Source organism: Pseudomonas sp. SWRI81, from assembly GCF_014268545.1.
GTDB classification, from domain to species: domain Bacteria; phylum Pseudomonadota; class Gammaproteobacteria; order Pseudomonadales; family Pseudomonadaceae; genus Aquipseudomonas; species Aquipseudomonas hamedanensis.
On the sequence record NZ_JABWQS010000034.1, the window covers coordinates 1 to 12,500 of the forward strand.

9 protein-coding genes are annotated in these 12,500 nt (G+C 59.7%); 7 read left to right on the plus strand and 2 right to left on the minus strand.

Annotation, left to right across the window (positions count from 1 at the left end):
- The first annotated feature begins 136 nt into the window (after nt 1-136).
- The 6 genes from panD (at nt 137) to HU765_RS19400 (ending at nt 9,228) form a co-directional block, all read left to right on the plus strand.
- Nucleotides 137-517: an aspartate 1-decarboxylase gene (gene panD / locus HU765_RS19375; RefSeq protein WP_186546907.1), complete on the plus strand. Its 381-nt coding sequence runs from the start codon at nt 137-139 to the stop codon at nt 515-517.
- Nucleotides 518-746: 229 nt separating this feature from the next.
- Nucleotides 747-2,411 (plus strand): glucose-6-phosphate isomerase, encoded by a 1,665-nt coding sequence (pgi, locus tag HU765_RS19380; RefSeq protein WP_186546906.1) that lies wholly within the window; start codon nt 747-749, stop codon nt 2,409-2,411.
- Between the two features lie 249 nt (nt 2,412-2,660).
- Nucleotides 2,661-4,598 carry an acetate--CoA ligase gene (acs, locus tag HU765_RS19385; protein ID WP_186622379.1) on the plus strand — a complete coding sequence of 646 codons (1,938 nt, stop codon included), beginning with the start codon at nt 2,661-2,663 and terminating at the stop codon, nt 4,596-4,598.
- Between the two features lie 143 nt (nt 4,599-4,741).
- Complete coding sequence (locus HU765_RS19390; protein WP_186622382.1) at nt 4,742-5,758, plus strand: class I SAM-dependent methyltransferase; 1,017 nt, start codon at nt 4,742-4,744, stop codon at nt 5,756-5,758.
- Nucleotides 5,759-5,980: 222 nt separating this feature from the next.
- On the plus strand, nt 5,981-8,932 hold the full coding sequence (locus HU765_RS19395) for a DUF748 domain-containing protein (RefSeq protein ID WP_186622384.1): 2,952 nt from the start codon (nt 5,981-5,983) through the stop codon (nt 8,930-8,932).
- Nucleotides 8,929-9,228, plus strand: a complete 300-nt coding sequence (locus HU765_RS19400) for a DUF2845 domain-containing protein (RefSeq protein WP_186622386.1) — start codon at nt 8,929-8,931, stop codon at nt 9,226-9,228. Before HU765_RS19395 ends, HU765_RS19400 begins: the two co-directional genes overlap by 4 nt.
- A gap of 264 nt (nt 9,229-9,492) precedes the next feature.
- On the opposite strand, the gene HU765_RS19405 is transcribed toward HU765_RS19400, so the two are convergent.
- A complete protein-coding gene (locus tag HU765_RS19405) occupies nt 9,493-9,846 on the minus strand; it encodes a BON domain-containing protein (RefSeq protein WP_186622388.1) in 354 nt (117 codons plus the stop codon).
- A gap of 294 nt (nt 9,847-10,140) precedes the next feature.
- Nucleotides 10,141-10,572, minus strand: a complete 432-nt coding sequence (locus HU765_RS19410; RefSeq protein WP_186622390.1) for a pilin — start codon at nt 10,570-10,572, stop codon at nt 10,141-10,143.
- 225 nt (nt 10,573-10,797) lie between these two features.
- On the opposite strand from HU765_RS19410, the gene pilB reads away from it, so the two are divergent.
- Nucleotides 10,798-12,498: a type IV-A pilus assembly ATPase PilB gene (gene pilB / locus HU765_RS19415; RefSeq protein WP_186546899.1), complete on the plus strand. Its 1,701-nt coding sequence runs from the start codon at nt 10,798-10,800 to the stop codon at nt 12,496-12,498.
- Nucleotides 12,499-12,500: the final 2 nt, after the last annotated feature.

The window sequence follows — 12,500 nt, forward strand, 5'->3', positions numbered from 1 at the left end:
GACGGACCGCTATCGCGAGCAGGCTCACTCCTACAAGGTTTGCGGCGTTCTGGAGAACTCGTTTCAGCCATATTGCCGCCCCCCAGGCCTTCAGGCACACTGCCCGCCGTTCGATTCCAACCCGGGAAAACCCCTCATGCACGCGATCATGCTCAAGGCCAAACTGCACCGCGCCGAAGTCACCCATGCGGTGCTCGATTACGAAGGGTCGTGCGCCATCGATGGCGAGTGGCTGGACCTGTCCGGCATTCGCGAGTACGAGCAGATCCAGATTTATAACGTCGACAACGGCGAGCGCTTCACCACCTATGCGATTCGCGGCGAAGAAGGTTCGCGGATGATTTCGGTCAATGGCGCCGCCGCTCATAAGGCCAGGGTCGGCGACCGCGTGATCATCTGTGCCTACGCTCACTACAGCGAAGCCGAACTGCTCAACTTCAAACCGCGCATGCTGTACATGGCGCCGGGCAATGAACTGAGCCACACCAGCAACGCCATCCCGGTTCAGCTCGCCTGAGCCACCGCAGCAGCCGTCCCTCTCCGTTTGTCGGCCAAATCCCTGTTCGAATGTTAAAAAAGTACAGGGATCTGGTCAGACAAAGTCAAGACAGAACGCAGCGCGAGGTTTACTGTATTCGCCCTGTGTCCAGAAATCGTGTCGACACAGTTGATCCCACGCCGAGCGCGGCGTGGTGGATCTGTTCCGTGTTCAAAAGGCCGTTCAAGTAAAAAGGAAAACCGCAGCGATGGCGTACTACCGCACTCCTCATGACGTTACCGCTCTGCCTGCCTGGCAAGCGTTGAAAGATCACCGCCAAGCCATGCAGGATTTCAGCATGCGCGAAGCCTTCAACGCCGATCCGCAGCGTTTCAATCAGTTCACCCTCAGCAGCTGCGGACTGTTTCTCGACTATTCGAAGAATCTGATCAACGCCGAGACCCGCAACCTGCTCGTGGGTCTGGCCAATCAAGTCGATCTCAAGGGCGCGATCAAAGCGCTGTTCGACGGTGAAATCGTCAACGCTTCCGAAGGTCGCCCGGCCCTGCACACTGCCCTGCGCCGCCCGGTAGGCGACAAGTTGTCGGTCAACGGTGTCAACGTGATGCCGGAAGTGCACAAGGTGCTGAACCAGATCACCGACCTGGTCGGCCGCATCCACGACGGTCTGTGGCGCGGTTACACCGAGAAGCCGATCACTGACGTGGTCAACATCGGCATCGGCGGCTCGTTCCTCGGCCCTGAGCTGGTCTCCGAAGCGCTGCTGTCCTATGCGCAGAAAGGCGTGCGGTGCCATTACCTGGCGAACATCGATGGCAGTGAGTTCCACGAGCTGACGCAGAAACTGCGCGCCGAAACCACGCTGTTCATCGTTTCGTCGAAATCCTTCAACACCCTCGAAACCCTGAAAAATGCTCAGGCGGCACGCGCCTGGTACCTGGCCCAGGGTGGTTCGGAAGCCGAGCTGTATCGTCACTTCATCGCCGTATCGAGCAACAACGCGGCGGCCGTGGCCTTCGGCATCCGCGAAGAAAACATTTTCCCGATGTGGGACTGGGTCGGCGGTCGTTACTCGCTGTGGTCGGCGATCGGTCTGCCGATAGCCCTGGCGATCGGCATGTCCAACTTCAAGGAACTGCTGTCCGGTGCCTACACCATGGACCAGCACTTCCAGACCGCGCCGTTCGAACAGAACATGCCGGTGCTGCTGGCCCTGCTCGGCGTGTGGTACGGCAACTTCTGGGGCGCGCAAAGCCACGCGATCCTGCCGTACGACCACTACCTGCGTAACATCACCAAGCACTTGCAACAGCTGGACATGGAATCCAACGGCAAGAGCGTGCGTCAGGACGGCACCTCGGTGTCCACCGACACCGGTCCGGTGATCTGGGGCGGCGTCGGCTGCAACGGTCAGCACGCCTACCACCAGTTGCTGCACCAGGGCACCCAACTGATCCCGGCCGACTTCATCGTGCCGATCGTCAGCTTCAACCCGGTTTCTGACCACCACCAGTGGTTGTACGCCAACTGCCTGTCGCAGAGCCAGGCGCTGATGCTCGGCAAGACCCTGCCGGAAGCCGAAGCCGAACTGCGCGACAAGGGCATGGACGAGGAAGACGTGCGCAAACTTGCACCGCACAAGGTGATCCCGGGCAACCGTCCGAGCAACACCCTGGTGGTCGAGCGCATCAGCCCGCGTCGCCTCGGCGCACTGGTTGCCATGTATGAACACAAAGTGTTCGTGCAAAGCGTGGTCTGGGGCATCAACGCCTTCGACCAGTGGGGCGTGGAATTGGGCAAGGAGCTGGGCAAAGGCGTCTACAACCGTCTGGTCGGCAGCGATGAGACCGTGGCTGACGATGCTTCGACCCAGGGCCTGATCAACTACTTCCGTGGGCGTCATCGCGGGTGATGTAAATAGGTTGCCCACGAACTTGTGGGCGACACATTGCCAATGTGGGAGCGGGCTTGCTCGCGAATGCGGTGGATCATTCAGCCTCTTTGTTGACTGAGACACAGCATTCGCGAGCAAGCCCGCTCCCACAGTCGTTTTGTGTACACCTGAATTCAACATCCGCAATCGGATTTCTGTTCCGGCTTGAACCCTTCCGCCCATCGGCGCATCTTTATTCCTGTCGCACCACAAGAATAAGGAACCGTCATGTTCGATATCAGCACGTTCCCCAAAGCCGATGCCGTGCGCCAGGCTGCGCAGTTGAGTCAGGACGAGTATCGGCGCCTGTACCGCGAATCGATTGAACACCCCAGCACCTTCTGGGCCGAACAGGCCAAGCGTTTTCTCGACTGGAGTACGCCATGGCAGACCGTTCAGCGCTATGACCTGAAAACCGGTGAAGCGGCCTGGTTTGTCGGTGGCAAGCTCAACGTCAGTCATAACTGCATCGACCGCCACCTGGAACAACGCGGCGAGCAGACCGCCCTGCTCTGGGAAGGCGACGACCCGGCCGAATCGGCGCAAATCACCTACCGAAAACTCCACCAGCATGTCTGCCGACTGGCCAACGTGCTAAAAAGCCGTGGCGTGAAAAAAGGCGACCGAGTGTGCATCTACATGCCGATGATCCCCGAAGCCGCTTACGCGATGCTCGCCTGCGCGCGGATCGGTGCGATTCATTCAGTGGTGTTCGGCGGCTTCTCCCCGGACTCCCTGCGCGACCGTATCCTCGATGCCGATTGCCGCACCGTGATCACCGCGGATGAAGGCGTGCGCGGCGGCCGCGTTGTCTCGTTGAAGAGCAACGTCGATAAAGCCCTGCAAAGTTGCCCGAACGTCAGCAGCGTCGTGGTGGTCGAGCGCACCCGGGGCAAAGTCGACTGGGTCGAGGGCCGCGACCTCTGGTATCACCAGGCCGTGCGCGAGGTTGGCGACGATTGCCCGCCCGAGCCGATGGACGCCGAAGACCCGCTGTTCATCCTCTACACCTCCGGCAGCACCGGCAAGCCCAAAGGCGTGCTGCATACCACTGGCGGCTATTTGCTGCAGGCGGCGATGACCTTCAAATACGTACTCGATTACCGCGACGGCGAGGTGTTCTGGTGCACCGCCGACGTCGGCTGGGTCACCGGCCACAGTTACATCGTCTACGGGCCGCTGGCCAACGGTGCAACCACGCTGATGTTCGAAGGCGTGCCGAGCTATCCAAGCAGCGCGCGTTTCTGGCAGGTGATCGACAAGCACAAGGTCAACATCTTCTACACAGCGCCCACCGCCCTGCGCGCGTTGATGCGTGAAGGTGCTGGCCCGTTGAAGGAAACTTCGCGCGCCAGCCTCAGATTGCTCGGCAGCGTCGGTGAGCCAATCAACCCGGAAGCGTGGGAATGGTATTTCAACGTGGTCGGCGAGCAGCGCTGCCCAATCGTCGACACTTGGTGGCAGACCGAAACCGGCGGCATCATGCTTAGCCCGCTGGTCAGCGCACAACGGATCAAACCGGGCTGCGCGACGCAACCGATGTTCGGCGTGCAACCGGTGTTGCTGGATGAAGTGGGCAAGGAAATCAAAGGCGCCGGCAGCGGCGTGCTGGCGATCAAATCGAGCTGGCCGGCGCAGATCCGCAGCGTTTATGGCGACCCGCAACGGATGATCGACACTTACTTCAAACCTTATCCCGGCTACTACTTCACCGGTGACGGCGCGCGGCGTGACGAGGATGGCGATTACTGGATCACCGGGCGCATTGACGACGTGATCAACGTCTCCGGCCACCGCATCGGCACTGCCGAAGTGGAAAGCGCGCTGGTGCTGCACGACAGCATCGCCGAGGCCGCGGTGGTCGGTTATCCCCATGACGTCAAAGGTCAGGGCATCTATGCATTTGTCACGCCGATGAACGGCACCGAAGCCAATGACGCGTTGAAAAAAGACCTGCTGGCCCATGTCAGCAAGGAAATCGGCAGCTTTGCCAAACCGGACCTGATCCAGTGGGCACCGGCATTGCCGAAAACCCGTTCGGGCAAAATCATGCGACGCATCCTGCGCAAGATCGCCTGCAATGAGCTGGACAGTCTGGGCGATACGTCGACGCTGGCGGATCCGAGTGTGGTGCAGGAGCTGGTCGACAAGCGTTTGAATCAATAGCTTGAAAAGCTTCGCGAGCAGGCTCGCTCCCACAGGTGAATGGATTGCACTGTGGGAGCGAGCCTGCTCGCGAAGGCCATCACGCCATCGCCCGGCAAACTGTTAAACTCCCGCGCCCCAATTCCCCTCAGCAAGGCGCCCGCATGTCTTCCTTGAATCAGGCGCTGCGCGCCGCCCTCGATCAACGTCAGGACCTGCTCGCGACCCTGCACAGCCAGGGCACCGATTGCTATCGCCTGTTCCACGGCAGCCAGGAAGGTGCCGGCGGCCTGACGATTGATCGCTACGGTCCGCAACTGCTGGTGCAGAGTTTCCATCAGTCGCTGGAGCGAGATGAGCTGCTGCAACTGCATGCGATGGTCAACCAGACACTGGGCTTCGACACCCTGCTGGTCTACAACGATCGTTCCCGTGGCAACTCGCGAATCGATCGCGAAGACAGCGTTTACACCGCGGATGACGCGGCACTGGCGGATCTGGTCGGCCACGAATGGGGCCTGAACTACCGGGTGCGCGGACGTCATGCCGGGCAGGACCCGCTGCTGTTCCTCGACCTGCGCAACACGCGCGGCTGGGTCAAGGATCACGCCCAGGGCAAAAGCGTACTCAACCTGTTCGCCTACACCTGCGGCGTAGGCCTCAGTGCTGCGGCTGGCGGTGCGCGCGAGGTGTGCAACCTGGATTTCGCCGAGGGCAATCTGGCGGTCGGCCGCGAAAACGGGTTACTCAATCCGCAACTGCCGCCGATGCAATTCATTCAGTCCGATTACTTCCCGGCGATCCGCCAGCTCGCCGGCCTGCCGATCAGTCAGCGCCGCGGGCAGAAATTGCCGGGCTATCAGCGCCTCGAACAACGTCAATACGATCTGGTTCTGCTCGACCCGCCGGCCTGGGCCAAGAGCGCATTCGGCACCGTCGATCTGCTGCGCGACTATCAGAGCCTGCTCAAACCGGCCCTGCTGACCACCGCTGACAACGGCGTGCTGATCTGCTGCAACAACCTGGCGAAAGTCAGCATGGACGACTGGCGCGAGCAAGTGCTGCGTTGCGCCGAGAAAGCCGGGCGACCGGTACGCGACTGGAGCGTAATGACACCGGGCGCCGACTTCCCGTCGCTGGATCAGCAGCCACCGCTGAAAACCCTCATCTTGCAGCTTTAGCCAATTTTTCCGAAGACGCCACACCCCCTGTAGGAGTGAGCCTGCTCGCGATAGCGGTGGGTCAGTCAGCAATTTCGGTAACTGACACACCGCTATCGCGAGCAGGCTCACTCCTACAATGGGAATCTGTTCCTACAGATAAAACTGAACAATCCTCCCCCACATCAAGCACTTCGGAACCAGAATCGCGTGCCATACTCCAAGGCACTCCGATTCAGACAGATGAAGCCGCACATGCCCAAAGGATTGATTCGCGCGATTGGCGCCCTGTTGACCGCCCTGGCCCTCTACAGCCTGCTGGGGTTTCTGATCCTGCCGGGCATTGCCCTGCGTGTGGCCAACCAGCAACTGGCGAACTACGCGACGGTGCCGGCGCACCTGCAGCGCATCGAATTGAACCCGTTCAGTCTTGAAGTCACCCTGTGGGGCCTGATGATTGGCGAACCGGGCAAGGAACAGGTCGGCTTTGACCGTCTGTACGCCAACCTGCAACTCGACAGCCTGTGGACCAAAGCGCTGCATCTGTCGGACATCGAGCTGGACAAGCCCAAGAGCGAAATCCTTTTCGCCAAGGACGGCAAGCTCAACCTGCTCGGCCTGTTCAACATCCCGCCGAGTGAGCCGACACCCGCCGATCCCGACGCCAAGCCGTTTCCGCTGCGCATCGACAACATCAAGCTGGCCGGCGGCGTCGTGCATTTCGAAGACGTGCGGCCCAGCGAGCCCATCGAGTTCCTCTATGACGACCTCAGCTTCGAGCTGAAAAACCTCAGCACCCTGCCCGAAGACAGCGCCGACATGACCCTGGTCGCCATCGGCCCCGCAGGCGGGCGGATCGACTGGAGCGGCAACTTCAGCCTGATCCCCTTCACCTCAGAAGGCACACTGAAAGTCACCGACGGCCAGATGAAAGCGTTCTGGCCTTACGTGCGCGACGCGGTGCCGCTGGTGCTGGAGAACGGCGTGGTCAGCCTCAGCACCGAGTACAAACTCAATCTGTCGAAACAGACCGAACTGCTGCTCAACAATGTAGCGGTGAGCATTGCACCGTTCGCCATCAAGGCACCGGACGGCCGGCCGCTGGCGAAGCTAGAGCGCCTCGATGTCAGCGAAACCTCCGTGGATCTGGCCAAGCAGCAAGTGCTGGTCGGCAAAATTCGTAGCAACAAACTGGAAACCTGGGCCGCGCTGGAAGCCGACGGCCAACTCGACTGGCAGAAGCTGTTCGCCAGCCAGCCGTCGAAACCCGCTGCCAATGCCGCCGCCGAGCCGGCCGATGCGCCGGCGGCCGCCGACTCACCCAAGCCTGAATCGACTGCGCCAAGCAAACCGTGGCAGGTGCTGATCAAAGACGTGCAACTGCGCAACTACACCGTGCACCTGGCCGACCGTTCCGCCAAGCCTGCGGTGGCGCTGGATATCACCCCGCTGAACGTTGACCTGCAGGATTTCGACAGCCTCAACGGCTCGCCTTTCAAGCTCAGACTCGACAGCGGGCTGGGCAAGCAAGGCAAGATCAGCGCTGACGGCACGGTCAACCTGGCACCGGTCAATGCTCAGCTCAACGTCAAAACCCAGGACATCGACCTGCGTGTCGCGCAGTCCTACATCAATCCCTTTATTCGTCTGGAACTGCGCAGTGGCATGCTCGGCAGTGACCTGAAGGTCAACCTGAAAAGCACCGAACCGCTGGCGCTCAGCGTCACCGGCCGCGCGCAGATCGATCAGTTGCACACCCTCGACACGCTCAAGACCCGCGACTTCCTCAAGTGGCAGCAAGTGGTGGTCGGAGGCTTGAACTACCAGCACGGCGACAGCCTGTCGATCGACAAGGTCAACCTGTTCCAGCCCTATGCGCGCTTCATGATCAACGATGACCGCACCACCAACATCGACGACCTGCTGATCGCGCAACCGGCTGACAGCGGTACAAAAACGACCGCCGCGAAACCCGCCGGCAAAGACAAACCGCTGGGCATTCACATCGGCGCGATTGCGATCAACGACGGCTCGGCCAACTTCGCCGACTTTAGCCTGACACCGAACTTCGCCACCGCCGTGCAGCAGCTCAACGGTCAGATCGGCACCATCGACAGTCGTCAGGCGAAGCCGGCCAGCGTCGACATCAAAGGCAAGGTCGATCGTTATGCACCGGTGACCATCAAGGGTGCGGTCAACCCGTTCGACCCGATGGCCAGCCTCGACATCGCCACCAGTTTCAAACGGGTCGAACTGACCACCCTGACGCCCTACTCCGGCAAGTTCGCCGGTTACCGTATCCGCAAGGGCCGGCTCAATCTTGACTTGCATTACCTGATCACCAACGGCCAGTTGAAAGCCGACAACAAAGTGGTGGTCGAGCAATTGCAGCTTGGGGAAAAAGTCGACAGCCCGGACGCTGTCAGCCTGCCGCTGAAACTGGCGATAGCCTTGCTCAAGGACGTCGACGGCAAGATTTCCATCGAGTTGCCGGTGACCGGCGACCTCAATAACCCTCAGTTCAGCGTGATGCCGATTGTCTGGCAGACCCTGCGCAACCTGATCGTCAAAGCCGCCGCCGCGCCATTCAAGATGATTGGCGGGCTGGTCAGTGGCGGTGGTTCCGAAGACCTCGGCACCGTGTCCTTCGCGCCGGGCTCCAGCGACTTGAGCAAAGACGCCGAAGCGGCGCTGGTGAAACTGTCGCAAGCGCTCAAGGAACGTCCGGCCCTGCGCCTGGAAATCGAAGGCACCGCCGCGAAAAGCAGCGACGGCCCGCTACTCGCCGAGCAGCGCCTGGAACGGGAATACCAATATAACTACTACAAGATGCTCCAGCGCCGTGGCGACAAGGTCCCGGCCCAGGCGTCGCTGCTGCAAGTGCCTGACAGCGAGAAAGGCCCGTTGCTTGAGGGCATTTATCGCACCCGCCTGAAAACCCAGCCGCCGGCTGAATGGAAGGATCTGGGCAAGGAAGAACGTACGGCGAAAATGCGCGAAGGCGTGATCGCGTTCTGGAGCGGCAGCGACGTGCTGCTGCGGCAGTTGGGTCAGGATCGCGCCAGCACGATCAAGGATTACCTGGTCGACAAGGGCAAGCTTGAGGATGACCGCGTGTACTTCATCGACGCCAATCTTGGCGAGGCCGAGAGCGATGGGCGGGTGGTAACGCAAATGCACCTGGATGCCGAATGACAACGCGTCACTGGCTGGCTGTGCTCGCGCTGACGTGTGCCGCCAGCCATGCGTCAGCGTCGGATACCCTGCGCTGCGGCAGCCAGTTGATCAGCCTTGGCGACCGCTCAAGCGAGGTCCTGCAAAAATGTGGCGAACCGGTCAGCCGTGACGTCCTGGGCTACAAGCGCAGCGCCAATCGCCGCGAAGAGTTTCAGGTCGAAGAATGGACCTACGGCCCGAACAACGGCATGTACCAATACCTGCGCTTCGAAGGCAATCGCCTGCGGCAGATCAGCAGCAACCGCGGTAATTGAAGAACATCCCCCTTTTAGGAGTGAGCCTGCTCGCGATAGCGGTCTGTCAGTCAACACTCATCCAACTGACAGACCGCTATCGCGAGCAGGCTCACTCCTACATTGTTTTGTGTGGCCTCTGAAATAGAACAGGCCCCGACACAAGTGCCGGGGCCTGTAATGGTCACATCCCTGTGACCGTTCGCATGAACTCTAAAGTTGCGACAGACGTATTGCTCGGCCCGCCTGTCGCGTCTTCTCCCGGTCCAGGCGAGAAGCCTTGCCTTACTCGGCCTTCAGGCCGTCAGCGGAGACCGCTTTGACGCCTTTGATTTTCTTGGCGATGGACACAGCCGTTTCTTTTTGCGCGTCGGTTACTGCAGTGGTCGACGACAGGGAAACAACGCCTTTGTTGGTTTCAACCTTGATGTCAGTGCCAGGAATGCCTTTTTCAGTAACCAGGTCAGCTTTGACCTTGGTGGTGATCCAAGTGTCACTAGTGTCTTGTTTCATTTCGGTAACTTCACCGGCGGCCAGAACCATTGGCGACTGGGTAGCCTGAGTGGTCTGGGCGAAAGCGCCACCAGCCATGGTCAGGGTCAGAGCGGTAGCAGCGGCAGTGATAGCGAACTTCTTCATACGAGTAACTCCTGTTTTACTTGAAGTCTGCTGTAACGCTTGTCAGCAGGGTTACTGGAGATATTGCGAACGCTGTGCCAACTTTTTCGAAAAGATAAAACACTTTAAAAACAATGATTTATGAAAACACACAGTTTTCGTTTTCATGCAAAATGCATGACTCGCTCAATCTTCACATGCAACTTGCGGTTTTTTGGAAAGTTCATAAGCTGCTGAAATTATTAGAGCTTTTTTGAAGCGGTGAGAATAAAAAAATGCCCCGCAAGCGCGGGGCATTCGATCGGCAGGCCGCGATTATGTACCGCTGGCAGTGCAGCCTTTCGGCGAATAATCGGGGGCGACGGTGGTTGCGCATGTCCACACACCAGCACCGGTGCCGGACGAGCGAGTCAGCGTAATAGTCTTGTCGAGGACCGGGCCGGGGGCGTTTTTGATCGTGCAGATGATTGTGCCAGCGCCCGTCGAAGCAGTACCCGACGCCGTCACGGCGCAATTGGAGGTGGTCACCGCGGTACTGCCTGCAACCAGCGTCAATGTCGGATCGGTGCCCTGGTTGATCGTGTCCTCAAACGGCACTTTCAATGCACTGATCTCCGCGAGCCCCGCCGTCACCTTCGACCGCGCCTGGTACTTCGTATACTGCGGCAGGGCGATGGTCGCCAGGATCCCGATGATCGCCACCACGATCAGCAGCTCGATCAATGTGAAGCCTTGTTGTTTTTTCATAGACACACTCCAGGCATGAGTCGAAATCTCATGATCTGAACAAGCCTCAGCACAGCCCATGCCAACGCCTTCAGGCCCCGCCCACTGGGCGCGCGGGTTTGACAGTGCGGTTTCCTACAACCTGCAACCGCACTATCTGACACTTTTTGTCACCTGCACCGGCCGTGTTTGGCGCTGTCACTTGACTAGGCTATAAGTCATGAACGGCAAGCGTGCGGAATCCCCATGAATGACATCGCTCTGAGCGGTCTGGCCAAGCAATTGGTGCAGGCCGAACTGCTCACGGAAACAGGCGCTCAGCAGGCCTGGCAACAAGCGCAGCGCAATCGCGTATCGCTGGTCAATTATCTGGTGCACAACAAGCTGGTGAAAAGCCGGCAGATCGCCGAAATCGCTTCGGAACATTTTGGCATGGCCCTGCTCGACCTCGGTTGCCTCGACAAGGAAACCCAGCCCAGAGGTCTGGTCAGTGAAAAACTGGTGCGCCAGCATTGCGCCCTGCCCTTGTGGCGACGCGGCAATAAACTGTTTGTCGGTATCTCCGATCCGAGCAACCAGCAGGCAATCAGCGACATCCAGTTCAGCACCGGCCTGAGCACCGAAGCGATTCTGGTCGAGGACGACAAGCTCAGCGATGCCATCGACAAGTTTTTCGAGACCCACACCAGCGGCCTCGAAGAAATGGCCGATGTCGATCTCGACGGGCTGGACGTCGAGTCCGTCGACGACAATAAGCAGGACGCGATCGGCGGCCTCGACGCCGACGATGCGCCGGTCGTGCGCTTCGTGCACAAGATGCTGCTGGATGCGATCAAAAGCGGCTCCTCTGACCTGCACTTCGAACCCTACGAGAAAAATTATCGGGTGCGGGTGCGCACCGACGGCATGCTGCGCGAAGTGGCCAAACCGCCAATCCAGTTGGCCGGGCGCATCGCCGCACGCCTGAAAGTGATGGCCAGTCTCGACATTTCGGAGAGGCGTAAACCCCAGGATGGGCGGATCAAAATGCGCCTGTCGAAAAGCAAATCCATCGATTTTCGCGTCAATACCTTGCCGACCCTGTGGGGCGAAAAAGTGGTGATCCGGATTCTCGACCCGTCCAGCGCGCAGATGGGTATCGATGCACTGGGTTACGAGCCCGAGCAGAAAGCCTTGTATCTGGCGGCGCTGAAGCAGCCGCAAGGGATGATTCTGGTCACCGGCCCGACCGGTTCCGGCAAAACCGTGTCGCTGTACACCGGCCTGAATATTCTCAATACAGTCGACATCAATATCTCCACGGCCGAAGATCCGGTGGAGATCAACATGGAAGGCATCAACCAGGTCAACGTCAATCCACGGCAGGGCCTGGACTTTGCCCAGGCGCTGCGTTCGTTTCTGCGTCAGGACCCGGACGTGATCATGGTCGGCGAGATCCGCGACCTGGAAACCGCCGAAATCGCCATCAAGGCCGCACAGACCGGTCACCTGGTGCTGTCGACCCTGCACACCAACAGCGCCGCAGAAACCCTCACGCGCCTGCACAACATGGGTATTCCCGGCTTCAATATCGCCACCTCGGTCAGCCTGATCATCGCCCAGCGGCTGGCGCGCAAATTGTGCAGCCACTGCAAAAAGCCCATCGACATTCCTCGGGAAACCCTGATCAAGGAAGGCTTCCCCGAGGAACGCATCGGCAGTTTCACGATCTACGAGCCGGTCGGTTGCGATCACTGCAACGGCGGTTACAAGGGACGCGTGGGGATTTATGAAGTGGTGAAAAACACACCGGACTTGCAACGGCTGATCATGGCCGAGGGCAATTCACTGGAAATCGACAGCCAGATGCGCCGCGACGGCTTCGACGATTTGCGCACCTCTGGACTGCACAAGGCCATGCAAGGCATTACCAGCCTTGAGGAAATCAACCGAGTCAGCAAGGACTGAAC

What these genes read in the sequence shown, in the direction of transcription:
- panD (WP_186546907.1), top strand. Translation starts at nt 137, where the DNA reads ATGCACGCGATCATGCTCAAGGCCAAACTGCACCGCGCCGAAGTCACC.
- pgi (WP_186546906.1), top strand. Translation starts at nt 747, where the DNA reads ATGGCGTACTACCGCACTCCTCATGACGTTACCGCTCTGCCTGCCTGG.
- acs (WP_186622379.1), top strand. Translation starts at nt 2,661, where the DNA reads ATGTTCGATATCAGCACGTTCCCCAAAGCCGATGCCGTGCGCCAGGCT.
- HU765_RS19390 (WP_186622382.1), top strand. Translation starts at nt 4,742, where the DNA reads ATGTCTTCCTTGAATCAGGCGCTGCGCGCCGCCCTCGATCAACGTCAG.
- HU765_RS19395 (WP_186622384.1), top strand. Translation starts at nt 5,981, where the DNA reads ATGAAGCCGCACATGCCCAAAGGATTGATTCGCGCGATTGGCGCCCTG.
- HU765_RS19400 (WP_186622386.1), top strand. Translation starts at nt 8,929, where the DNA reads ATGACAACGCGTCACTGGCTGGCTGTGCTCGCGCTGACGTGTGCCGCC.
- HU765_RS19405 (WP_186622388.1), bottom strand. Translation starts at nt 9,846, where the DNA reads ATGAAGAAGTTCGCTATCACTGCCGCTGCTACCGCTCTGACCCTGACC.
- HU765_RS19410 (WP_186622390.1), bottom strand. Translation starts at nt 10,572, where the DNA reads ATGAAAAAACAACAAGGCTTCACATTGATCGAGCTGCTGATCGTGGTG.
- pilB (WP_186546899.1), top strand. Translation starts at nt 10,798, where the DNA reads ATGAATGACATCGCTCTGAGCGGTCTGGCCAAGCAATTGGTGCAGGCC.